The organism is Pseudomonas sp. JV245A (assembly GCF_032424515.1).
GTDB classification, from domain to species: domain Bacteria; phylum Pseudomonadota; class Gammaproteobacteria; order Pseudomonadales; family Pseudomonadaceae; genus Aquipseudomonas; species Aquipseudomonas protegens.
The window spans coordinates 24,109-46,187 of sequence record NZ_VYKE01000037.1; the positions used below are offsets into that span (position 1 = coordinate 24,109).

A 22,079-nucleotide genomic window follows, 5' to 3' on the forward strand; every position below is an offset into this window, starting at 1 on the left:
TTATTTGACCGTGACCTGACCCAGGGCCGGGGTGCGTTCCTGAGCCTGATGCTCCGGTGCGTACACCTGGTAGAAACGTGCCGGCGGCAGATTGAACTGGCCTTTCTGGGAGAAGCGAACCAGATGGCGCAGGCGCACTTCGCTGCCGTCGTTCAACGCATCCAGCGGCACCGCGTAGCTCATCTGCCCCGGTTCGGAGCGAGCCTTCTCCAGGGACGCCGCCTCCGTACCGGCCGGGCCGGCCAGCTTGATGCCCCAGGTGGTGCGCTCGACATCGGCGCCCGGCGGCAGCGGCACTTCCAGCATGCCGTACAGCAGCGGCCGGTTGCCTTCGTTGGCGATGATCACTTCGTCCAGGTACAGGCCGTCACTGGCGATCGGCTTGTTGCCCACCGGTTCCAGCTTGAAGGTGAAGGCTTCGTCCCCCGGCACCAGGCGCAACAGGCGGCGGGTGATGTTCACCGGCGACGGCGTGCCCATGTCCAGCTTGCTCAGGTAGCTCACCGACGCCCGCAACGGACGTTCCGGCACAGAGCCCAGGGCCAGTACCGTCGGCACCTGCGCCCCTTGCCACTGCCAGTAGCTTTCACCGCTGGCGCCCTGGCGCTGTTGCCAGCCCTGCCCCGGGTTCAAGGCCACCGCCGGGGTCGACTGGGCGATGCTGCGCTGCAGCCAGGTCAGGGCCAGGGCCCGTTCCAGGGTCGATTGCGACGGCAGCAGGCGTTGCAGCAAGGCACGCGCCGCGCCTTGGTCGAACGGTTTGAGCGACAGGCTCAGGGCCTGGGTGAACGGCTGGGAGCTGATATCCAATTGCTGCTGCGCCGCTTCCAGTTGGGCGACGAACGCCGCGGGTGGCGTGACCTTGGCATCCCGCGCCAGGGCCGCGGCCAGCACCCGGGCGCTGGCCAGGCCGAGGGCCGAATCCGGATCGTCCATCACCAGGCTGTCGCTGCCGTTGTCCTGCATGCTGGCTGCCGGGCCGCTACCGGCCTTGGCCAGGTCGTCCATCAGGCCGCTGACCAGGGTGTTGATCGGCAGTTTCATTTCACGGGCGAACGACAGGATCAGCGCCCGTTGCAGCAACGGCGTATTGCCAGCCTGCTTGGCGTAGACCTCCAGCACCCGCTGCCAGTGCTCCGGCGGCAGGTTCAGGTCCAGCACCTTGCTCGCATTCCAGTCGGCGTAATAGGCGTAGGCGGTGAGGAAGGCATCCGGCTCGGCATCTTCGCCCCACCAGGTGAATGCCGCTTCCGGCCCGGCCATGTGCACCAGGCGCAGACGGCTGTTCTGCATCATCAGCCGCAGCCGGTCGCGGATCTGCGGATTGCTGGCCAGCGCCGGGTAGGCAACGCTCAGCGGCAGCAACTGGCTGGCGGTCTGTTCGACGCCGCCATACGGGTATTCCAGCAGGTCATCCAGGGCCGAACGGAACAGCGCTTGCGGGCTGTCGTCCAGGCGCAGGCGAATGTCCGCAGCATCGGCCGGCAGGCCCAGCGGCGTGCTGATGGTGACCACGTCCAGGCTCTGGGTATGCACGCTCTGCCAGCCGGCCGCACTGCTCACCAGGCGCACCGCCAGGGCATCCACGGTCTTGCCGCCCTGCACAAGCTCGGCGCTCCACTCGCCATTGCCCGGGGCAATGGCCGGCAGCGCCACATAGTTGATCCCGCTGTTGAGGGTCAGCGGCAGGCGCTGGGACTCACCGGCGTAATGGATCACCAGTTCGGCCTTGGTGGGTTGTTCAGACTGGCTGAAGGCGAATACCCCCAGGTCCGGCTTGTCACCCGTGCGGAAGCGGGTCGGACCGCTCCACTTCAGGTACAGGGCCTTGTCGGAACGCACGAACTGCTTTTTCTGCCCCACTTGGCCATCATCGGCGATGGCCCGGGCAGTGATGCGCCAGCGGGTCAGGGAATCCGGCATGCGGAAGGTGAAACGCGCCTTGCCGCTGCCATCGGTGACCAGCTCCGGCTGCCAGGCAGCGGTGTCGACATCTTCGCGCCGCGGACGCTCCAGTACCTTGACCCCGCGTTCGCTGCGGTTGGCCTTGCCCGGGGCGGTGGGGCTGCCCGGCAGGGCCACGTCGTAGCTGATGAACGACAGGCTGGCGCTGGTGCGCACATTGTTGCGCCGCGGGTGGTAGAAGAACTGGTCGATGCTCGGCGCCACTTCCGGTTGCAGGGCGTAGACCATTTCGTCCACCACGCTGACCGTCAGGTGTGCGGGCACCGGCTTGCCGGCGAACTGGGTAGACAGGTCGACGGTGACCATGTCACCCGGCTGGTATTTGTCCTTGTCGGTATGGATGGCCACATCGATCTGCGGCGTCAGCACCTTGATCCCGGCGTTCTGGAAGCTGTACTCGCCGCCCTTGGTGTAGAGCACGGAAAAGGTCAGGTTCGGCGCAAAGCCGTCCTTCACCGGCACCCGGGCGCGGTATTGGGTGGGGCTGAGTTTTTCCACCTTGAGCCAATCGCCGCCCTTGGACAGCAGCGCCGTGGCCTCGACCTTGTCCCGCTCCAGGGACAGCAGGGCGTCGTTGATCGGCTCCGGGAAGGTGATCAGCGCCAAGGCTTCGTCACCAGCCTTGTACTCGGGCTTGTCGAGGACGATTTCCACGGTGCCCGGCACCGCTTTCACGCCCTCGCCAGTGACCGAGTGGCTGGTGCCGCCCAGTACACGATCGTGCTCGTCGCGCAGGGTCAGGTTGTAGGTACCGGGGCGCTCGAAGGCCAGGGCGAAACCGCTGTCGGCGGCAGCCAGCTTGCCCTCGCCGGTGGACTGGTCCTCCATGCGCACCCAGCCGTAGCGGCTCGGCTTGACGTTCTTGCTCTGCTCGCTGGTGTTCTGGTTGGCGTAGCTGAACTGCACCTTGTCGCCGGCCGCGCTGAAACGCTGCGGCGCGCTGAGGCTGAAGCTCGCCGCGCCACGCTCGATGAGGATTTCCTTGGTGGTCTTGACCCGATACGCAGCGCCATCACTGGCGAATACGGTGAGCATGTAGCGGCTGGGCTTGTCCGCCGCCGGCAGGTCGAGGGTCGCACTGCCCTTGGAATCGGTGGTCAGTTCGGCGCTGGTCAACTCCACCGGGAACTGGCCCATGTACTGCAGTTCGTTGTCCACCATGGACAGCTGCTGGGCCCGCAGGCTCAGTTGCAGGCGAGCGTTGGCCACCGGTTTGCCGTCGGGGTAGAGCAGTACCAGGTTGCCCTTCACCGGCTCGCCGGTCTTGAAGTCCGGCTTGGCCAGGGCCAGGGAAACCTCAAAGTGCGGCTTGATGTACTCGGCCACGCGGAAGGCGCTGCTGTAGACCTGGCCCTTGTAGCCAAAACGCAGTTCATAACCACCGGCCACGGCATTTTCCGGCAGTTGGAAGCGGCCCTGGGCGCCGGACTTGGAATCCAGGTTCAGGGTCATGTTCTGCAGGGCGGTGCCGGCGGCATCCAGCACGCTGACGTTCACCGTGCCGGCACCCGGCTGTACCGAGTCCCGGGCGTTCTTGAACTCGCGACCGACGATCTTCAGCGATACCCAGTCCCCCGGGCGATACAGCGGCCGGTCGGTGAAGGCATACAGTTTGGTGTCGTAGATTTCGCTGTCGTAATAGAAGTTCTCGGAGACGAACACCCCGCCTTCCTGGTCTTCGCCGATCACGTAGGAGCGCTCGGGGCTGACATGCTTGAGGCGCACCAGGCCCTGTTCGTCGGTGGCGCCGCTGTTCATCACGCCGAGGCCGTCGGTCCACAGCACATTGACCTTGGGCACCGAGTTGCCTTCATGCTTGCCCGCGGCCCAGACCAGCAGTTCGTCGCCGGCGATCTTGCTCACCGCCACGGTGTTGGAAACAAAAACCATGGTGGTGGCGCGGTACTTGCCCACCAGGGCCTCCACCAGGTACAGGCCGGGCTTGAGCTGCCCCAGCGGGATGTAGACGTTGCCCGGGGCGACGTTGATGAACTGGCTGGAGGAACCGGACAGGTTTACCCCGGCCGGCGGCTGGATCGGCTTGGCCTGCCACAGCGGATAACGGAACTGGGTCACCAGGGGCAGCCCCGGGATCAGGGCGAATTGCGGCTGGGCGTCATACGGCGTCGGCGCCAGCATGGAGTTGCCCACCTTCAGTTCCGGCACCTCTTCGGTGACCTGCTTGCGTGACTCGTAGGAGAAGGCGCGCTGCATCACCCGGCGGGATTTGCGGTACCAGTTGTCCCACAGGTAGGCCAGGGTGTTGGACAGGCCCTCGCCCTTGAACTGGCCGTCGCTGACCACCCGGTGCAGGTTCTTCTGGCGCTTGAGAAAGTCCAGCGGCTGGTCGATCCGGTACACCCGGATGTCCGCGCCGCCATAGGGCTCCATGCGAAAGCGCCGGTAGTCACGGCCCGGGGCTTCGAGGCGCACCATGGCCTGTTCGTCGCTGGCGAAACTGCTGTCGGCCAGGAGGAAGAAACTCTCGCCGGAGACCGCCGCATAGTCGCTGGGCGGCACCGAGTCTTCGGCGTTGACCAGGGCCACGGGGGTGAGCAGGGTCAAGGCCAGGGTCAGGCGAAACAGAAAACGGGACATACGGGATTCGCTCATTGGGTGAGGAAGTTCAGTCGATAGATGCCGATGAAGTTGGGGTTGGCTGAGTCGGGTATCCATCGAGTGTCCTTCCATGTCATCAGTTGCTGCACGCTAGCCGAGCGCATGCCGTTGTCGGTGGGAGTGGTGGTGCCGGTGTGATAGGCGATGTTGCGGCCCATCCAGATCATCAGGTGCTGGTCGTCGCCCTGGTCGAAGAACAACAGATCACCGGGGCGCGCCTGCCCCAGGTCACGGCTCACCAGATGGCTGTTGAACTGGATCAGCTTGATGGCATTGACGTAGGGCCCGGTCTGGCCGCCGCCCTGCTGCCACTGCTGGGCCAGGCCGCGCTGGCCTTCGCTCAGTTGCAGCTCCGGCGGCAGGTAGCGATTGGACATGCCGTTGGCCCGCAGCCATTTGTTGTCGTGGACCTTGAGCGCTTCGTTGGCGGCAAAGCGCACCAGGCCCGCGCAGTCCTGCTGGTACCAGCGCGGGCTCGGGCCCTGGCTCAACTGCTCCTGGGCGATGCGCACGAACCAGGCACGGAACACCTGGGACTGTTGCACGTCCAGGGGTGGAGCCTGGGTCGCGCCCACGGCGCTGCTCAGCAACAAGGCCAACAGGCCAAGGCTGCTCAGACCTTTGCGCAGTGCACTCACAGGGCACGCCATTGCAGAGGCAGCCATTGCCAGTGACCGTCGGGCTCGCTGCCTTCGGGCAGGGTCAGGGCGTACTTGCCATAACCGCCGAGGGTACGCAGCTTGGGCACCAGGTAGGTTTGCGCGGCGTTGTTGAACACCGGCTCCATGTCCTGGGGCAGGCTGTCGAAGGTTTCCTGCTGGATCAGCTGGGCCAGGGACTGCGGGCCCAGGTACACCGGCATCAGTGCATCCTTGGGCACCACGTCCGCCAGGGGCGGGAAGCGCTTGTCCAGGGTGCCCAGGGCCTTGCTCACAAGCTTGTCATCCAGGGAAAACACCAGGGTCGAGCCATGGCGGGCCAGGCTGACCTGCATGAAGGCGCGACCGGTGATGGTTTGCGGGTCCTTGGCTTCCTTGGCCGGGTACTGGCCGAAGTTGGAACTGACCTGGCGCTGCCACTGGTGCACGTCGCCGTTCTGCTGCTCGACCACCGGGAAGATGCGCTCCGCCACCTTGCTTTCCCGGGTGCCGACCATGGAGCCGAACAGCTTGCCCAGGTCCGCATCGAGCTTGGCATTGTCCTTGTCCTTGAGGCTGGCCACCAGCAGCGGTGTGTACAGCCGCGAGTCGGCGTACCAGCACAGGCCGGCTGTCCCGGCCATGTGCTCGGTCAGGGTGGTGGCCACCGCTTCTTCGGCGCCCAGCTTGACCAGCAACGGCTTCTGCTGCTCCGCCGCCAGGGGCAAGGCTACGCAGGCGCTGGCGCCCATGGGCATGGCCTGCCAGATCGGCTTGAAGTCGAACGCCGGCTGGTTGTCCTGCTCTTGCATGGCCAGGTAGCTGTGCCAGCCCTTGTCGTCCATGTCGAAGCGCAGGCCGGCGAAGTTGGGGATAAAGCGCTGGTAACCCATGGCCAAAACGCTGGAATTGACTGCCAGCCGCTGCTGCACTTCAGGCTTGCGCGCTTCCAGGCCAAAGGCCTCGGGGAACAGTTTGTCGCCGTTGAGCAGGGCCTCCAGGGCGGTGGTGGACACCGCACCATGCTCGTCGTCGGCGCCGGTGGCGGGGTCGTACAGCTTGGCGGGGTTGGACAGCACCACCAGCTTGTCGCCGTGGGAGGCGAATGCCAGGGACCGGCTGGCGTTGTAATTCAACTGGTACAGGGTCACCGCATCGCCACCGACCTTCAGGTCCGCCAGCTTGCTCAACTGGGTGTCATCCAGGGCCACCTTGGCCAGGGGCTCCAGCAGCTTGGCCAGGCCACCGCGGTCCATCACCAGCAGGAAGTCCTTGAGACGCCCGTCGGCGCCGCGCCACAGCGCCACGTCGGCCGGCTGATCGAACAACTGCTCGATCAGGTTGTCCTGCAGCTTCAGGTCATGCTCGTAGATGATCCGCCGCAGGCTGCCGATCAGGCCCAGGCGGTCGGCGTGGGTCTGATAATAGAAGACGAAATCCTCGGTCAGGGTTTCCTTGAGGAAAGGCACCGCCAGCAGGTCCTTGGGCAACTGCGCCAGGGAATGGGTTTCCAGCAGCCCATCGGGGCGGCTCAGGCCCAGCTTGTCGCCGGCCAGCTCCGCCACCGGAGTCTTGGGCTTGCAGCCCACGCCGGTGACCGCGGCCGCCACCAGGCACAGGCCCATGACCAGGACCGGCCAGCGCCGCTTGCTGGCGGGTTGTTCAGTACCGGGCACGCCGGCTGCCGGGGATGCTGTGTTTTCGCTCATGATTCACAAAGCCCAATTCATCCGTGGTGCGGGATGTTCAATAGTTGAAAGACTTGACCAGCAACAGGTCGCCGATGGCCCGCATGGGCACGATAAAGGTCTCGCGTTTCTCATCGACGGTGTTTTCGTTAAGGATCAGGTTGATCTGCGAGGTGATCACCTCGTTCTGATTGCTGCCTTCGTCGAAGTTGTATCCGCCGCTGCCGAAGTTGCCCCAGTAGTTCACGTAGATCAGGTAGGTGCCCCGCAGCGGTGCGGTCATGGTGAACATTTCCGGGCCCGGGCCATCGACGCCGTCCGGGTCCAGGCCGCCGCCATTGGTCAGGCCGGGGTGGCCGAAGAAGGCGTGCTGACCGTCCGGGGTAATGATGTGCATGTCCAGCTCGGCCTTGGGATCGTCCCAGCCCAGCACTACGCGAATGCGCGGTGGAGTCTTGTTCAGGTTGGCTTCATAGAACTGCACGCGCTTGAGGGACTTGCCCTCGGAGCTGCGCACTTCGACGCTGTTGGAGCCGGCACCGAACGCATAGGGCCGGGCAAAACGGCCCTGCTCGTCGGTGTAGAGATTCAACGGGTTACCGTTGACCGACAGGCTGTGGGGCTGGCGCAAATGGCCAATGGCCTTGAGCTGGCCTTCGATCAGGGTACGGTTGCGCTGGATGCCGCGGTCGATGGGCGGCGTCGGATAGGCCACGCGATCCTGCTCGGTGCGGTCCAGCAGGCCGGAATAACGCCAGCCGGCCAGGGGTTCCTGCAGCTCGGCAGAAGGCTCGGCGAATGCCGGCCCGGCCAGCAGCAAGGTCAGCAGAAGGGAGGATAGAGCGCGCATGTAATGCGTCCTGCCATGCATGGGAAAACCCTGGCGCCAGATCCTCGGCGCGGCTGCAAATATTCAGAAAGAGTGCCCGGCAACAAAGGGCGTTGGAAAGGCCGCAGATTAGCGACTTGGCGCCTGTTGCACAATTGCCGAAAAAGGAATTTGCGAGGGAATCGGCAATGCCCTGAAACCCCCGCAGCAAGTGCCATTACAGCGCCATCACCCCCTTCACTCCCGGGAGCAACGCGCGTCGTGAAAACCCCCGCCCCCCCTACCCCAACGCCCCCGCCCGAAGCCCGCCAGCGGGCGCTTCTCATTTGCCCGAAACCCCGCTGTCTGCTAGTGTCGCGCCGGTTTAACGTCAACCGGGATAGCCGCCATGGCCCGCAAAAAAGCTGCCTTAGATTTCGAACAATCCCTCGCCGACCTGCAAACCCTGGTCGAGCGTCTGGAGAACGGCGAGCTGTCGCTGGAAGACTCGTTGACCGCCTTCGAGCAAGGCATCGGCCTGACCCGCGATTGCCAGGCGGCCCTGGCCCAGGCCGAGCAGAAGGTGCAGATCCTCCTGGAGCGCGATGGCGAGCTGGCGGAACAGCCCTTCGATGCGGAACAGCCGGAATGATTACCGCCTATCAGGCCTCCAGCCAGGCCCGCGTCGACGCTGCAATGCACACCCTGTTCACCGCCCCTAGCCCCGAACTTGCCCGCCTCTATGAAGCCATGCGCTACAGCGTGATGAATGGCGGCAAGCGCGTGCGCCCGCTGCTGGCCTACGCCGCCTGCGAGGCCCTGGGCGGCAAGCCCGAGCAAGCCAACGGCGCCGCCTGCGCGGTGGAGCTGATCCACGCCTATTCCCTGGTGCACGACGACCTGCCGGCCATGGACGATGACGACCTGCGCCGCGGCCAGCCCACTACCCACAAGGCTTTCGATGAAGCCTGCGCGATCCTCGCCGGCGACGGCCTGCAGAGCCTGGCCTTCAGCGCCCTGCTGGACCCGGCCCTGAGCGACGCCAGCGCCGAGATCCGCCTGCGCATGGTCACCACCCTGGCCCAGGCCGCGGGCCCGGCGGGCATGGTCGGCGGCCAGGCCATCGACCTCGGCTCCGTGGGGCTCAAGCTGGACCAGCAGGCCCTGGAATACATGCATCGGCACAAGACCGGGGCACTGATCGAAGCCAGCGTGATCCTTGGCGCCCTGGCCAGCGGCCGGGCCGAAAAGGACGAGCTCAAGGCCCTGCAAACCTACGCTCAGGCCATTGGCCTGGCGTTCCAGGTGCAGGACGACATTCTCGATGTCGAAAGCGATACCGCCACCCTGGGCAAGCGCCAGGGCGCCGATATCGCCCGGGACAAGCCGACCTACCCGGCCTTGCTGGGCCTGGCCGCAGCCAAGGAGTACGCCCTGGAACTGCGCGACCAGGCGCTGCATGCCCTGCGTCCGTTTGACGCAGCGGCCGAGCCGCTGCGCGAGCTGGCGCGCTATATCGTCGAACGCCGCAGCTGATCGGCGGTCCGTAGCAGGACCGCATATCGGCCAAGTTCGGCGCTCTGCGTGGGCAGCTTGCGATGCATAAGGTAAACTGCCGCCTCTTTCTATACCTATAACGATTCGCCTGATGCCCACGACGTTTCATGAGATTCCCCGCAAACGCCCGACCACGCCGCTGCTCGACCGCGCCCAGACGCCGGACGGCCTGCGCCGGTTAGGCGAAGCCGAGCTGGAAACCCTGGCCGATGAGTTGCGCCTGGAATTGCTCTATACGGTCGGCCAGACCGGCGGGCACTTCGGTGCCGGCCTCGGGGTCATCGAGCTGACCATCGCGTTGCATTACGTGTTCGACACCCCGGACGACCGGCTGGTGTGGGACGTGGGTCACCAGGCGTATCCGCACAAGATCCTCACCGGGCGCCGTGAGCATATGGCCAGCCTGCGCCAGAAAGACGGCCTGGCCGCCTTCCCGCGGCGCTCCGAGAGCGAGTACGACACCTTCGGCGTCGGCCACTCCAGTACCTCCATCAGCGCTGCCCTGGGCATGGCCATCGCCGCACGCCTGCAGAACAGCGAGCGCAAGGCCATCGCCGTGATCGGCGACGGCGCCCTGACCGCGGGCATGGCCTTCGAGGCCCTGAACCACGCGCCGGAGGTGGACGCCAACATGCTGGTGATCCTCAACGACAACGACATGTCGATCTCGCGCAATGTCGGCGGGCTGTCCAACTACCTGGCCAAGATTCTCTCCAGCCGCACCTACGCCAGCATGCGCGAAGGCAGCAAGAAAGTGCTGTCGCGCCTGCCCGGGGCCTGGGAAATCGCTCGCCGCACCGAAGAATACGCCAAGGGCATGCTGGTCCCCGGCACCCTGTTCGAAGAACTGGGCTGGAACTACATCGGCCCCATCGACGGCCATGACCTGCCGACCCTGATCGCCACCCTGCGCAACATGCGCGACCTCAAGGGCCCGCAGTTCCTGCATGTGGTGACCAAGAAGGGCAAGGGCTTCGCCCCGGCGGAAGTCGACCCGATCGGCTACCACGCCATCACCAAGCTGGAACCCCTGGACGCCCCGGCGGCCGCGCCGAAAAAGGCCGGCGGGCCGAAGTACTCCGGTGTGTTCGGCGAATGGCTGTGCGACATGGCCGCCGCCGACCCGCGCCTGGTGGGCATCACCCCGGCGATGAAGGAAGGTTCGGACCTGGTGGCCTTCAGCGAGCGTTTCCCGCTGCGCTACTTCGACGTGGCAATTGCCGAGCAGCACGCCGTGACCCTGGCGGCCGGCATGGCCTGCGAGGGCGCCAAGCCGGTGGTGGCGATCTATTCGACCTTCCTCCAGCGCGGCTATGACCAGCTGATCCACGATGTGGCGGTACAGAACCTCGACGTGCTGTTCGCCATCGACCGCGCCGGCCTGGTGGGCGAAGACGGCCCGACCCACGCCGGCAGCTTCGACCTCTCCTACCTGCGTTGCATCCCCGGCATGCTGGTGATGACCCCGAGCGACGAGAACGAGCTGCGCATGATGCTCAGCACCGGGCACCTGTACAGCGGCCCTGCGGCCGTGCGCTACCCACGCGGCACCGGCCCCAACGCACCGATCGACAAGAGCCTGGAACCGATCGAGATCGGCAAGGGCGTGATCCGCCGCCAGGGCAGGCAAGTGGCCCTGCTGGTGTTCGGCGTGCAACTGGCCGAAGCCCTGCAAGTGGCCGAGAACCTCGACGCCACGGTGGTCGACATGCGCTTCGTCAAGCCACTGGATGAAGCCCTGGTACGCGAGATCGCCAGCAGCCACGAACTGCTGGTGACCATCGAGGAAAACGCCATCATGGGTGGCGCCGGCGGTGCGGTCAGCGAATACCTGGCACGGGAAAACATCCTCAAGCCGATCCTCCACCTGGGCTTGCCAGACGCCTACGTCGAGCACGCCAAACCGGCGCAGATGCTCGCCGAGTGCGGCCTCGACGAAGCCGGCATCGAGGTCTCGGTGCGCCAGCGCCTGGCGCTGCTGGGCCTGGCTTGATCCACAACGGCCAGCTGTAGCCGCTGTTGCACGCCCGCCATGCGGGCGTCGCTTTTTGGCCTTCACTGTGCAGCCTCTCCCACTCTGCGGCGAAGGCCGAGCCGCGCCAACGGAATAGCCATGAAACTCTCTCGCCTGGCCCTGCCGCTTTGCCTTTTGCCTTGCGCCGAACTCTTTGCCGACACCCCCGACCGCGATCAGGCCCTGAAACTGCCGGAGATGCTGATCAGCGCCAACCGCCAGGTGGAAGCACGCAACGACAGCAGCGCCGCCAACACCGTGTTCACCCGGGAAGACATTGACCGCCTGCAACCCACCAGCCTGACCGACCTGTTGCAACGGGTACCCGGGGTCCAGGTTGCCCAGAGCGGCGGCCGCGGCAACCTGCCGAACATTTTCATTCGCGGCACCAACTCGGCCCAGAGCCTGGTGCTGGTGGATGGCCAGCGCATCAGCAGTTCATCCTCCAGCGACAGCAACCTGCAGTTCATCAGCGTCGAGCAGATTGAACGGGTGGAAGTGCTGCGTGGCTCGCGCTCGGTGATCTACGGTAGCGACGCCATTGGCGGGGTGATCCAGATCTTCACCCGGCGCGGCGCCGACTCGGGGCTGCATGGGCGCATGCGTGTCGCCGCTGGCAGCAACCAGACCTGGGAGCGCAGCCTGGGCCTTTCCGGTGGCGACGCCCAGACCCGCTTCAGCCTCGGCGCCAACCTGGATGAAACCGCCGGGATCGACTGGACCCACGCCTCCTACCCCAGCGATACGGATCACGATGGCTACCGCAACCAATCCCTGAGCCTCACCCTCAGCCACGCCCTCAGCGACGACCTGGAAGTGGGCTTTAACCTGCTGGATAACCGAGGCCGCAGCCGTTATGACAACCCGTTCGGCCCGGAGCAGGACCCTTACACCGACTTCACCGTCAGCAGTGTCAGCGGCTTTATCGATGCAACGGTCAATGACCGCTGGCAGTCGCGACTGGAGCTGGGCCACAGCGAGAACCGCGACCTCAAGCTCGATAAGCTCAGCGACCAACGCAGCGTGTTCAACACCTACCGCGACTCGCTGGCCTGGCAGAACGATCTGCGCCTGAATGCCCAGCACAGCCTGATCCTTGGCGCCGACTGGTACCAGGACCGACTCAATACCGGTCCGACCTTTTTCATCGACAACACCCCGTTGTACTTCACCGAAGACCGCCGCTGGAATCGTGCAGCCTTTATCCAGCATCGGTTTCAAGGCGAGAGCTTCTCCACCGAACTGGGCCTGCGCCGTGACCAGAACCAGCAGTACGGCAGCCAGAACACCTGGAGCGGCACCCTGACCCTGCCGCTGAATCCGGACAACGACCTGCTGCTGTCCTACAGCGAAGGCTTCCGGGCACCGAACTTCAGCGACCTGTATTACCCGGGCTTCAGCAACCCGGATCTCAAGCCGGAGCACTCCAGAAGCTACGAACTGCAATGGCGTAGCCAACTGACGCCAAGCAGCCGCCTGGAAACGTCGGTGTACCGCACCGATATCAGGGACGCGATCATCTTCGACTTCGCCGCGCAGCGCCCGGAGAACATCGGCTCGGCGCGAATCAATGGCCTGGAAACGGCCCTGAAACAGGAGTGGTTCGGCTGGCAGAGCAGCCTTGGCGCGGCCATCATCGACCCGCGCAACCGTCAGAGCGGAGAGCAATTGCCTCGCCGGGCCAGGCGCACCCTGAACCTGGATCTGGACCGGCAGTTCGAGCAGTTGGGCCTGGGCGCCAGTTGGCAACTGGTCAGCGATAGCCGTGAAGATCAGTCCCCACAGAAGCAGGCGCGCCTGAGCGGCTATGGACTGGTTGGATTGCGCAGCAGCTGGGCCGTCAATCGCGAGATCAGACTGGACCTGAAGCTCGACAATCTTTTCGACCAATCCTACTCCCGAGCGCTCTACCGCTACGACGGCAACAACCATGGCTACCGCAGCGAAGGCCGTACCTGGATGCTCGGCGTGACCTGGACGCCTGAGCTGTAAGGTCCGTTGCCTTCGCCGGCAAGCCGGCTCCTACAGCCCCCTAGGGCAAGGCCTGCCGGTGAAGGGGCTCAGCGCTCAGGTGCGATCAAGGCACAGAGCCTGGCCGTCGCGGCAATCATCTGCCCGCTGGGCCGCTCCAGGCCCTTGTCCCTTACCAGCAGCAACCGCCCTTGCCGCACCGCCGCGACCTGCGGCCAGTCCTTCCAGGCATCCAGTTGTCCCTGGGCGGTGGCGAGGATCGCCTGCGGATTGCGCTGCAACACCGACTCGATACTGACCTGGGGCGCCGGCAGTTGCTGGTCGGCAAACACATTGCGCGCGCCGCAGACACTCAAGGCTTCGCTGATGATCTGCCCACCACCCACGGTGTACAGCGGCTGGTCCCAGACCTGATAGAACACCGGCAACGGCGGTTCGCGGTGATAGCGGACGCGCAATGCAGCCAGTTGCCCGTTCAACTCGGCGGCCAGCTCGCGGCCGGCCGCCGGGCGACCCAGGCGCTCGCCGATCTCGGCAATCTGCGCGGTCAGTTGCGGGAAGTCATGGGGTTCGGCAACCAGGGTGGGGATCCCCAGGCGCGCCAGTTGATCGCGCTGGGCCGGGCCGACACTGCCCGGCCAGAGCAACAGCAGATCAGGCTTGAGACTCAGCAAGCGCTCGATATCCAGCTGGCCGTAGCGCCCCACCGAAGGCAGGTCCTTGAGCGGCGCGGGCCGTTCACCGGCATCCAGCACGCCCACCAGCAGCTCGGCAGCCCCCAGCTCTACAACGATTTCCGAGAGCGATGGCGCAAGACTCACCACCCGCTGCGCCGCCAGCGCCGGAACACTGGCCAGCAGGCACAGGACCGCCAGCCAGCGCAGCATCAGCCCAGTTGACGCGGAATGCGATAGAGGTAGAACAGCACCGCCGTGGACACCGCCAGAAGCATCAGCGGCACCGCTTCCAGGCCGACGAACACCGCCAGGGTGCCGATCCAGGCCGGCAGCGACGCCGCCAGGAACGCCACCCGCCGGCTGGCCGCAAGGTTGATCCAGGCCGCCGGTTCCTCGGGAGTGTCCAGGGCTTTCTGGGTGGCGATCAGGGCGTGCTTGTAGCCGCCGAAGAAGCGCAGGCTGACGAACATCGATGCCACCCCGGCAATGAAGAACGGCATCGCCAGCACCGGCAGGATGGGCTCGCCCTGGCCGAACAGCGCGTTGATCACGAACAATGGCAACAGGCCCAGGGCCAGGTATTGCCACCAACTGACGGTCAGGCGCCGCTTGACTTGGCCCCGGGTCACGCGCGGTCGACCTCGCCCTGGTGCTCGTTGCCCATCATGTGGTCGAGCTTGCTGGCCTTGGTCGCCAGGTAGAGTTTGTTGTGCGGGTTGTGGCCGGTGTGCAGCGGTACGCGCTCGGCGACCTGGATCCCCATCTCGGTCAAGGCCTTGACCTTGCGCGGGTTGTTGGTCATCAGGCGCAGGGACTTGACCCCCAGGTGCTCCAGCATCGGCAGGCACATGGCGTAGTCGCGCTGGTCGGCGGCAAAGCCCAGGCGTTCGTTGGCCTCCACGGTGTCGGCGCCACCGTCCTGCAGTTCGTAGGCGCGGATCTTGTTCAAGAGGCCGATACCCCGGCCTTCCTGGCGCAAGTACAGCAACACCCCACGACCTTCGCGGGCGATGGCCTGCAGGGCGGCTTCCAGTTGCGAGCCGCAGTCGCAACGCTGGCTGAACAGTGCATCGCCGGTCAGGCACTCGGAGTGCAGGCGGCCGAGAACCGGAGCGCCGTCGGCGATATCGCCCAGGCTGAGCACCACATGCTCGCGGCCGGTAGCTTCATCGAGAAAACCATGCATGGTGAATTGCGCAAAAGGCGTAGGCAGCTTGCAAGCAGCAACAAAAACGACGGGCACTGTTGTGCTCCTGATCTGTATGAGGACTGGAGATTCGCAGAGGCGGCATTGTAACAGCAGCCTCCACTGGACGCTTAGGCTGAATTATCGGAGATAAAGATCGATAAGTTTGATCAACGCACCGCCGGCTAAGGGCTCCCGTCAAAGGGATAAGGCTGTTTCCAGCGCTCGAAGATCGGCCGCAAACGCCCGGTGCTCACCAGCTGTGCCATGCGCTGGTCGTACAGTTCGCGCATTTCCCGCCCGCGCGGGTTGCTGGCGAACCCCAGGTACAGCGGCAGCTCGGTCAGGTGGGTACGCTTGAATTGGCTCGGATCGGAGGCCTGCCCCAGCACGTAGTCGATCTCGGTCTGGGCATCGATGTAATAGTCGGCGCGGCTGTACAGCAGCATCGGCAGGATGCCGATGCGCCGGCGGATCTCGTTGTAGCGACGGATATTGGGCAGGTAGTCCTGGTACTTGTAGCCGCGCACCCAGACCAGTCGGTAACTGGCGATAGTTGCCAGGCTCAACTCGGGGTTGCTGGCCAGTCCCAGGGCGTAGATGTGATCGGTGTCGTAGTTCCAGTGGGGGTAAAGCACACCCGGCGACTCATCGCGGTAGGCACCCATGTGGGCGTCCACTTCGCCGCGCTGTACCAGCCCGACCGAACGGGTATAGGGCACGCTGCAACGTTCGATGGTCACACCCAGCGGCTCGAAGACTTCGCGCAGGATGTCCCAGCCCAGCCCCTCGCCGTTGGCTTCGGTGTAATCGCTCCAGACCTCGCTGGCGATGCGAATGTGCCTGGGCTGCGCCTGCGGCTCCGCGGCCCGGACGCTGCAACAGCTCAAGGCAACCAGCAATACCAGCAGCGCGCGGCACACACCCATGCCTATTTCCTCAGCTGAAGCACCACACCAGCCCTTGCATCGCCAGCCAGGCAAACACCCCGGCGAGGACGTCGTCGAGCATGATGCCGACGCCGCCATGCACATGCCGGTCGATCCAGCGAATCGGCCAGGGCTTGAGAATGTCGAAGAAGCGGAACATCAGGAAACCTGCCAGCAGCCAGTACCAGCCTTCGGGCACCAGCCACAGGGTGATCCACATGCCGACCATTTCATCCCAGACGATGCCTTCGTGGTCATGCACCCGCAGATCGTCGGCCACCTTGCCGCAGAGCCAGAAGCCGAACAGCATGGTGATGCCGAGCATCAGCCAGTAGCCCCAGTCCGGCAACATCTGCCACAGCGGGATAAAGGGTAGCGCAACCAGCGAACCCCAGGTGCCCGGCGCCTTGGGCAAGGTGCCGGAACCAAAGCCGAAGGCCAGGAAATGCCAGGGGTTGCGCCACACCGACGGCGGTACGAACTCCGCCGGGACCTGTTTGGGATGATCTGTCACTGTGTCTCCGGAAAGTGTTGATAACCCCGGGTGCCGGGGGTGATGTCCTGCCCATCGGCATCCAGCAGGGTCACCCCCTGCCCGGCCACCACTCGCCCGACCACCCGCACTGGCCAGCCGGCCGTCAGTAGCGGCGCCAGTTCGGCCGGTGGCAGGGTGAAGGCCAGGACGTAGTCGTCACCGCCACTCAGGGCCGCGGCGCGAGCGCCCTGCTGGCCGAGAAAGCCCAGCAGCGCCGGCGACAGCGGCACCTTCTCGACCTCGACCTGCAAACCAACCGCCGAGGCCGTGGCGATATGGCCGCAGTCGGCCAGCAAGCCATCGGAGATGTCCAGCGCCGCCGTGGCCTTGCCCCGCAGCGCCTGGCCCAGGGCCAGTTGCGGTTGCGGCGACCAGTAATGGGCCAGCAGTGGCTCAGCCAGCGCCGGCTCGGCGCTGCGCTGGCCCAGAACCAGCGGCAAGGCGCCGGCGGCGTTGCCCAGGTCACCGCCGACGCACAGCAGATCGCCTGCCCGAGCACCGCTGCGGGTCAGGGCCAGGCCGGCAGGTACCCGGCCGAATACCGTCAGGGTCAGGGTCAAGGGGCCGCGGGTGGTATCGCCACCGATCAGGCGCACCCCGCAGTTCTGCGCCATGGCATTCAAACCTTGGGCATAGGCCTGCAGCCAATCGGTGCTTACCGTCGGCAGGGTCAGGGCAAGGGTAAAGGCCAGTGGCGTGGCGCCCATGGCGGCCAGGTCGCTGACAGCCACCGCCAGGGAGCGTTGGCCAAGAAGAAAGGGCTCGCAGGGATCGGCGAAATGCACACCGGCCACCAGGGTGTCGGTGGAAATCGCCAACTGCTCGCCAGGGGCAACTGCCAGCAAGGCGCAGTCGTCGCCGATCCCCAGGGCAACACCCTCGCCGCCCTGCGCACAAGGCGCGGCAGCGAAGAAGTTGCGGATCAGCTCAAACTCGCCCATGGCAGCTGCAAGCGCGGTTCAGCGCTTGAACGCCTTCACTTCAGCTTCGCGCAGGCGTGGGGCCAGCTTGTCGAGTACGCCATTGACGAACTTGTGGCCATCGGTGGAACCGAAGACCTTGGCCAGTTCGATACCTTCGTTGATCACAACGCGGTACGGCACGTCGATGCGCTTGAGCAGTTCCCAGGTGGACAGGCGCAGAACCGCCAGTTCCACAGGGTCCAGCTCATCGATGGCCAGGTCCAGGCAAGGCACGAGCGCGGTGTCGATCTCGTTCTTGTTGGCCGGAACCCCGTGCAGGATCTCACGGAAGTAGGCGCCATCGATGTCAGTGAAATCGTTGTCGACCCGGAACTGCGCTTCGATCTCGTTCAGCGAATGCTTGGCCATGTGCCATTGATACAGCGCCTGGGTCGCGAGCTGACGGGCTTCGCGACGCTTGGCGCTCTTGGATGGCTTGCCGGCATTGGCAGGCTTGGGATCGCGCGGGTTGAAACGATCGCTATCGTCGCTAATCACTTGGCCTCCAACTGCGCCAGCAGGCTGACCATTTCCAGGGCGGACAGGGCAGCTTCAGCACCTTTGTTGCCGGCCTTGGTGCCGGAACGCTCGATGGCTTGTTCGATCGAGTCAACGGTCAGCACGCCGAAGGCCACTGGCACGCCGAACTCCATGGACACCTGGGCCAGGCCCTTGGTGCACTCGCCAGCCACGTATTCGAAGTGCGGAGTACCGCCACGAATGACCGCGCCCAGGGCGACGATTGCCGCGAACTCACCCTTTTGTGCCACTTTCTGTGCAACCAACGGAATTTCGAAGGCGCCAGGAGCACGGATGATGGTGATGTCGCTTTCGCTCACGCCGTGGCGAACCAGGGCGTCAACCGCGCCGCTGACCAGGCTTTCGACGACGAAGCTGTTGAAACGGCCGACCACCAGGGCATAGCGGCCTTTAGGGGCGATGAAGGTACCTTCGATGGTCTTCAGGGTCATTCGACAAATCTCTTAAAGAGCCAGAGCGTGTCTAGTACACGCTCTTCAGTGATATTTGAACCGCGAATAGGCTGCCGGAAACAGGCGGCTTTTATTCGGAGGGCACGTATTCTACAACTTCCAGGTCGAAACCGGATATCGCATTAAACTTCATCGGCGCACTCATCAGGCGCATTTTGCGTACGCCCAGGTCGCGCAGGATCTGCGAACCGGCACCGACGATGCTGTAGGTGGTGGGCTTCTTCGCCGGCTGGTGCTCCGCGGTTTCACGGATATGCGCCAGCAGCACGTCGCCATCCAGCGGGTGCCCGAGCAACAGCACCACGCCACTGCCGGCCTCGGCCACCGTGGCCATGGCCGCCCGCAGGCTCCAGCGGCCCGGTTGCTTGACCATCAGCAGGTCGCGCAGCGGATCCATGTTGTGCACCCGTACCAGGGTCGGCTCTTCAGCGCAGATCTCGCCCAGGGTCAGGGCCATGTGCACGTCGCCTTCCACGGAATCACGATAGGTCACCAGGTTGAACTGGCCCAGTTCGCTATCCAGCGGCTGCTCGGCAATCCGCTGAACGGTACGTTCGTGGATCATCCGGTAGTGGATCAGGTCGGCAATGGTGCCGATCTTGATGTTGTGCTCGGCGGCGAAGGCTTCCAGTTCGGTGCGACGGGACATGGTGCCGTCGTCGTTCATCACTTCGCAGATCACCCCGCTGGGCTCGAAACCGGCCATGCGCGCCAGGTCGCAGGCGGCCTCGGTGTGGCCAGCGCGGGCCAGGGTGCCGCCGGGCTGGGCCATCAGCGGGAAGATGTGGCCCGGGCTGACGATGTCCTCGGCCTTGGCGTCCTTGGCAGCGGCGGCCTGCACGGTACGGGCGCGGTCAGCGGCGGAGATGCCGGTGGTCACGCCTTCGGTGGCCTCGATGGAGACGGTGAACTTGGTGCCAAACCCCGAACCGTTGCGCGGCGCCATCAGCGGCAGCTTGAGCAGCTCGCAGCGCTCGCGGCTCATGGGCATGCAGATCAGGCCGCGGGCGTGCTTGGCCATGAAGTTGATGTGTTCGGCCTTGCAGCACTCGGCGGCCATGATCAGGTCGCCTTCGTTCTCGCGGTCTTCGTCATCCATGAGGATGACCATCTTGCCTTGGCGGATGTCTTCAACCAGTTCTTCGATGCTGTTGAGCGCCACTCGGCACCCCCTTGAGTCAGGATTTGAGATAGCCGTTAGCGGCCAGAAAACTTTCGGTAATGGTGCCGCCCGTGGCCTCGGCCGCCTTGTCGCCCAGCAGCAGGCGCTCCAGGTAGCGCGCCAGCAGGTCCACCTCAAGGTTGACCTGCCGACCCGGCCGGTAGTCGGCCATGATGGTTTCCGCCAGGGTGTGGGGAACGATGGTCAGCTCGAACTCGGCGCCATTGACCGCGTTGACCGTCAGGCTGGTGCCGTCGACGGTGATCGAGCCTTTATGGGCGATGTACTTGGCCAGCTCTTTCGGTGCGCGGATGCGGAACTGGATGGCCCGGGCATTTTCTTCCCGCGCCACCACTTCACCGACGCCGTCGACATGGCCACTGACCAGGTGACCGCCCAGGCGGGTGGTCGGGGTCAGGGCTTTCTCCAGGTTCACCCGGCTGCCGGCCTTCAACTGATGAAAAGCGGTGCAGTCCAGGGTTTCACGGCTGACATCGGCCCAGAAACCATCGCCAGGCAGTTCAACAGCGGTCAGGCAGACGCCGTTCACCGCGATGCTGTCGCCCAGTTTGACGTCGGCCAGATCAAGCTTGCCGGTTTCTACATAGACCCGCACATCTCCGCCTTTTGGGGTCAATGCGCGAATGCTGCCGATGGATTCGATGATGCCGGTGAACATGGAGTCCTCCTCGAGAACAGGGCCGCCGGGTAGGCGAAAGTCGGGAATTATACGCTCGCTGGCGGGGCCGGGATGGCAGTGACTCGCCAGTCATCGCCCACCGCACGCATTTCTATGATCTTCAGCAATGGCGCCTGGCTCATCTGCGCCAGCGGCCAGTCCAGCAACGGCCGCGCAGAGGAACCGAGGAACTTGCCGGCGACGAATATCTGGTACTCGTCCACCAGGCCCTGCTGGGCAAAGGCCCCGGCTAGGCGTGGGCCGGCTTCCACCAGCACTTCGTTGACCCCACGGGCCGCCAGCTCCAACAGCAGGAGACGCAGATCCACCTGGCCATCGGGGCCTGGAACAATCAGGCATTCCGGGCCGTTGGCGTATTGCTCTTCCACCGCCGCACAAGTGGCAACCAACGCTGGGCCGGCCTTGAAGAATGGCGCATCCAGAGGCACCCGCAGGCGGCCGTCGATCAGCACCCGCAGCGGCGGCCGGCTCATGGCCAGGGCGGTCTGCTCGGCATCCAGGCCCAGTTCGGCGGCGCGCACGGTCAGCCGCGCGTCGTCCGCCAGCACTGTGTCGGCGCCGGTCAGTACCACGCTGGACTCGGCCCGCAGGCGCTGCACTGCAGAGCGCGCCGCAGGGCCAGTGATCCACTGGCTCTCGCCACTGGCCATGGCGGTGCGGCCATCCAGGCTCATGGCCAGCTTGACCCGCACATAAGGCAAGCCGTGCTCCATGCGTTTCAGAAAGCCTTTATTGATCGCCCGCGCCTCGCCTTCCAGCACACCGCCATGGGTGTCGATGCCGGCCTGGGCCAGGCGATGCAAGCCACGGCCGGCCACTTCCGGGTTGGGGTCCTGCATGGCCGCGACCACCCGTGCCACACCGGCATTCACCAGGGCGTCGGCGCAGGGCGGCGTACGCCCGTGATGGCTGCAGGGTTCGAGGGTCACATAGGCGGTGGCGCCACGGGCCAGTTCACCGGCCGCGCGCAGGGCATGCACCTCGGCATGGGGCTCGCCGGCCCGCACGTGCCAGCCCTCGCCCACCACCTGGCCGTCGCGCACGATGACGCAGCCGACACGCGGGTTGGGATGGGTGGAGTAGCGACCCTTGCGCGCCAGTTCCAGAGCACGGGCCATGTAGTGGGCGTCGAGGACCGCTTGCTCGGCAGGCTGGCTCATTGCTTGGCCGGCTCACGGGCGAGACGGTCGATCTCTTCGCGGAATTCGTTGAGGTCCTGGAAACGGCGATAGACCGAGGCGAAGCGGATGTAGGCGACTTCATCGAGCTTCTGCAGCTCGGTCATCACCAGCTCACCCACGACCAGCGACTTGACCTCGCGCTCGCCGGTGGCCCGCAGCTTGTGCTTGATGTGCACCAGCGCCGCCTCCAGACGCTCGACACTCACCGGGCGTTTTTCCAGGGCGCGCTGCATACCGGCGCGCAGTTTTTCTTCGTCGAAGGGCTGACGGCTGCCGTCAGTCTTGATCAGGCGCGGCATCACCAGTTCGGCGGTTTCGAAGGTGGTGAAACGTTCACCACAGGCCAGGCATTCACGCCGGCGGCGCACCTGTTCGCCCTCGGCGACCAGACGCGAGTCGATGACCTTGGTGTCGTTGGCACCGCAGAAGGGACAGTGCATGGTGGCAGGCAACAAAAAAAGGGAGGGCCATGGTAGCGCATCCCACTGGCAAGAC

The 22,079-nt window shown here is 65.1% G+C and carries 20 protein-coding genes; 4 read left to right on the forward strand and 16 right to left on the reverse strand.

The window, feature by feature from the left end:
- Genes F6S12_RS13210 through F6S12_RS13225 form a run of 4 tightly spaced genes read right to left on the reverse strand, consistent with a single transcriptional unit; the run spans position 1 to position 7,760 of the window.
- Positions 1–4,578, reverse strand: coding sequence for an alpha-2-macroglobulin (locus tag F6S12_RS13210; RefSeq protein WP_315868967.1), 4,578 nt, complete (start codon positions 4,576–4,578; stop codon positions 1–3).
- On the reverse strand, positions 4,575–5,234 hold the full coding sequence (locus F6S12_RS13215) for a DUF1175 domain-containing protein (RefSeq protein ID WP_015637191.1): 660 nt from the start codon (positions 5,232–5,234) through the stop codon (positions 4,575–4,577). The genes F6S12_RS13210 and F6S12_RS13215 overlap by 4 nt, the downstream gene beginning before the upstream one ends.
- Positions 5,219–6,931 carry a DUF2138 domain-containing protein gene (locus tag F6S12_RS13220; RefSeq protein ID WP_015637192.1) on the reverse strand — a complete coding sequence of 571 codons (1,713 nt, stop codon included), beginning with the start codon at positions 6,929–6,931 and terminating at the stop codon, positions 5,219–5,221. Before F6S12_RS13220 ends, F6S12_RS13215 begins: the two co-directional genes overlap by 16 nt.
- Positions 6,932–6,968: 37 nt before the next feature.
- Positions 6,969–7,760, reverse strand: coding sequence for a YfaP family protein (locus F6S12_RS13225; protein WP_019092777.1), 792 nt, complete (start codon positions 7,758–7,760; stop codon positions 6,969–6,971).
- Between the two features lie 367 nt (positions 7,761–8,127).
- Here F6S12_RS13225 and F6S12_RS13230 point away from each other — a divergent pair, with 367 nt between their 5' ends.
- The 4 genes from F6S12_RS13230 to F6S12_RS13245 all read left to right on the forward strand — a co-directional run bounded on the left by F6S12_RS13230 (position 8,128) and on the right by F6S12_RS13245 (position 13,281).
- Positions 8,128–8,370 (forward strand): exodeoxyribonuclease VII small subunit, encoded by a 243-nt coding sequence (locus F6S12_RS13230; RefSeq protein WP_011063724.1) that lies wholly within the window; start codon positions 8,128–8,130, stop codon positions 8,368–8,370.
- Positions 8,367–9,254, forward strand: coding sequence for a (2E,6E)-farnesyl diphosphate synthase (gene ispA / locus F6S12_RS13235; protein ID WP_019092778.1), 888 nt, complete (start codon positions 8,367–8,369; stop codon positions 9,252–9,254). The genes F6S12_RS13230 and ispA overlap by 4 nt, the downstream gene beginning before the upstream one ends.
- Positions 9,255–9,366: 112 nt before the next feature.
- Positions 9,367–11,268: a 1-deoxy-D-xylulose-5-phosphate synthase gene (gene dxs, locus F6S12_RS13240; RefSeq protein ID WP_315868968.1), complete on the forward strand. Its 1,902-nt coding sequence runs from the start codon at positions 9,367–9,369 to the stop codon at positions 11,266–11,268.
- A 120-nt stretch (positions 11,269–11,388) separates the two neighbouring features.
- Positions 11,389–13,281, forward strand: a complete 1,893-nt coding sequence (locus tag F6S12_RS13245) for a TonB-dependent receptor plug domain-containing protein (protein ID WP_315868969.1) — start codon at positions 11,389–11,391, stop codon at positions 13,279–13,281.
- Between the two features lie 68 nt (positions 13,282–13,349).
- On the opposite strand, the gene F6S12_RS13250 is transcribed toward F6S12_RS13245, so the two are convergent.
- From F6S12_RS13250 to nrdR, 12 genes are all read right to left on the reverse strand, one after another.
- Entirely contained in the window at positions 13,350–14,147 is a 798-nt protein-coding gene (locus F6S12_RS13250; RefSeq protein WP_011063728.1) for a cobalamin-binding protein, read from the reverse strand.
- Entirely contained in the window at positions 14,147–14,566 is a 420-nt protein-coding gene (locus F6S12_RS13255) for a hypothetical protein (RefSeq protein WP_011063729.1), read from the reverse strand. Before F6S12_RS13255 ends, F6S12_RS13250 begins: the two co-directional genes overlap by 1 nt.
- Positions 14,563–15,180 carry a GTP cyclohydrolase II gene (gene ribA / locus F6S12_RS13260; protein WP_011063730.1) on the reverse strand — a complete coding sequence of 206 codons (618 nt, stop codon included), beginning with the start codon at positions 15,178–15,180 and terminating at the stop codon, positions 14,563–14,565. The genes F6S12_RS13255 and ribA overlap by 4 nt, the downstream gene beginning before the upstream one ends.
- A gap of 128 nt (positions 15,181–15,308) precedes the next feature.
- On the reverse strand, positions 15,309–16,052 hold the full coding sequence (locus F6S12_RS13265) for a substrate-binding periplasmic protein (RefSeq protein ID WP_015637198.1): 744 nt from the start codon (positions 16,050–16,052) through the stop codon (positions 15,309–15,311).
- A 10-nt stretch (positions 16,053–16,062) separates the two neighbouring features.
- Complete coding sequence (locus F6S12_RS13270) at positions 16,063–16,566, reverse strand: phosphatidylglycerophosphatase A (protein ID WP_011063732.1); 504 nt, start codon at positions 16,564–16,566, stop codon at positions 16,063–16,065.
- The gene (thiL, locus tag F6S12_RS13275) at positions 16,563–17,528 is read right to left on the reverse strand and encodes a thiamine-phosphate kinase (RefSeq protein ID WP_015637199.1); all 966 of its coding nucleotides are present in this window, start codon (positions 17,526–17,528) and stop codon (positions 16,563–16,565) included. Before thiL ends, F6S12_RS13270 begins: the two co-directional genes overlap by 4 nt.
- A gap of 18 nt (positions 17,529–17,546) precedes the next feature.
- Positions 17,547–18,047, reverse strand: coding sequence for a transcription antitermination factor NusB (nusB, locus tag F6S12_RS13280; RefSeq protein WP_315868970.1), 501 nt, complete (start codon positions 18,045–18,047; stop codon positions 17,547–17,549).
- Positions 18,044–18,520 (reverse strand): 6,7-dimethyl-8-ribityllumazine synthase, encoded by a 477-nt coding sequence (gene ribE, locus F6S12_RS13285; protein ID WP_011063735.1) that lies wholly within the window; start codon positions 18,518–18,520, stop codon positions 18,044–18,046. Before ribE ends, nusB begins: the two co-directional genes overlap by 4 nt.
- 91 nt (positions 18,521–18,611) lie before the next feature.
- Complete coding sequence (ribBA, locus tag F6S12_RS13290) at positions 18,612–19,703, reverse strand: bifunctional 3,4-dihydroxy-2-butanone-4-phosphate synthase/GTP cyclohydrolase II (RefSeq protein WP_011063736.1); 1,092 nt, start codon at positions 19,701–19,703, stop codon at positions 18,612–18,614.
- A gap of 16 nt (positions 19,704–19,719) precedes the next feature.
- Positions 19,720–20,382: a riboflavin synthase gene (locus F6S12_RS13295; RefSeq protein ID WP_011063737.1), complete on the reverse strand. Its 663-nt coding sequence runs from the start codon at positions 20,380–20,382 to the stop codon at positions 19,720–19,722.
- Positions 20,383–20,429: 47 nt separating this feature from the next.
- Positions 20,430–21,563, reverse strand: coding sequence for a bifunctional diaminohydroxyphosphoribosylaminopyrimidine deaminase/5-amino-6-(5-phosphoribosylamino)uracil reductase RibD (gene ribD / locus F6S12_RS13300; protein WP_123431455.1), 1,134 nt, complete (start codon positions 21,561–21,563; stop codon positions 20,430–20,432).
- Positions 21,560–22,024, reverse strand: a complete 465-nt coding sequence (gene nrdR, locus F6S12_RS13305) for a transcriptional regulator NrdR (RefSeq protein ID WP_019095943.1) — start codon at positions 22,022–22,024, stop codon at positions 21,560–21,562. The genes ribD and nrdR overlap by 4 nt, the downstream gene beginning before the upstream one ends.
- Positions 22,025–22,079: the final 55 nt, after the last annotated feature.

Excerpts from the sequence above, each read along its gene's own strand:
- F6S12_RS13210 (WP_315868967.1), bottom strand. The coding sequence starts at position 4,578 with ATGAGCGAATCCCGTATGTCCCGTTTTCTGTTTCGCCTGACCCTGGCC.
- F6S12_RS13215 (WP_015637191.1), bottom strand. The coding sequence starts at position 5,234 with ATGGCGTGCCCTGTGAGTGCACTGCGCAAAGGTCTGAGCAGCCTTGGC.
- F6S12_RS13220 (WP_015637192.1), bottom strand. The coding sequence starts at position 6,931 with ATGAGCGAAAACACAGCATCCCCGGCAGCCGGCGTGCCCGGTACTGAA.
- F6S12_RS13225 (WP_019092777.1), bottom strand. The coding sequence starts at position 7,760 with ATGCGCGCTCTATCCTCCCTTCTGCTGACCTTGCTGCTGGCCGGGCCG.
- F6S12_RS13230 (WP_011063724.1), top strand. The coding sequence starts at position 8,128 with ATGGCCCGCAAAAAAGCTGCCTTAGATTTCGAACAATCCCTCGCCGAC.
- ispA (WP_019092778.1), top strand. The coding sequence starts at position 8,367 with ATGATTACCGCCTATCAGGCCTCCAGCCAGGCCCGCGTCGACGCTGCA.
- dxs (WP_315868968.1), top strand. The coding sequence starts at position 9,367 with ATGCCCACGACGTTTCATGAGATTCCCCGCAAACGCCCGACCACGCCG.
- F6S12_RS13245 (WP_315868969.1), top strand. The coding sequence starts at position 11,389 with ATGAAACTCTCTCGCCTGGCCCTGCCGCTTTGCCTTTTGCCTTGCGCC.
- F6S12_RS13250 (WP_011063728.1), bottom strand. The coding sequence starts at position 14,147 with ATGCTGCGCTGGCTGGCGGTCCTGTGCCTGCTGGCCAGTGTTCCGGCG.
- F6S12_RS13265 (WP_015637198.1), bottom strand. The coding sequence starts at position 16,052 with ATGGGTGTGTGCCGCGCGCTGCTGGTATTGCTGGTTGCCTTGAGCTGT.
- thiL (WP_015637199.1), bottom strand. The coding sequence starts at position 17,528 with ATGGGCGAGTTTGAGCTGATCCGCAACTTCTTCGCTGCCGCGCCTTGT.
- ribE (WP_011063735.1), bottom strand. The coding sequence starts at position 18,520 with ATGACCCTGAAGACCATCGAAGGTACCTTCATCGCCCCTAAAGGCCGC.
- F6S12_RS13295 (WP_011063737.1), bottom strand. The coding sequence starts at position 20,382 with ATGTTCACCGGCATCATCGAATCCATCGGCAGCATTCGCGCATTGACC.
- ribD (WP_123431455.1), bottom strand. The coding sequence starts at position 21,563 with ATGAGCCAGCCTGCCGAGCAAGCGGTCCTCGACGCCCACTACATGGCC.
- nrdR (WP_019095943.1), bottom strand. The coding sequence starts at position 22,024 with ATGCACTGTCCCTTCTGCGGTGCCAACGACACCAAGGTCATCGACTCG.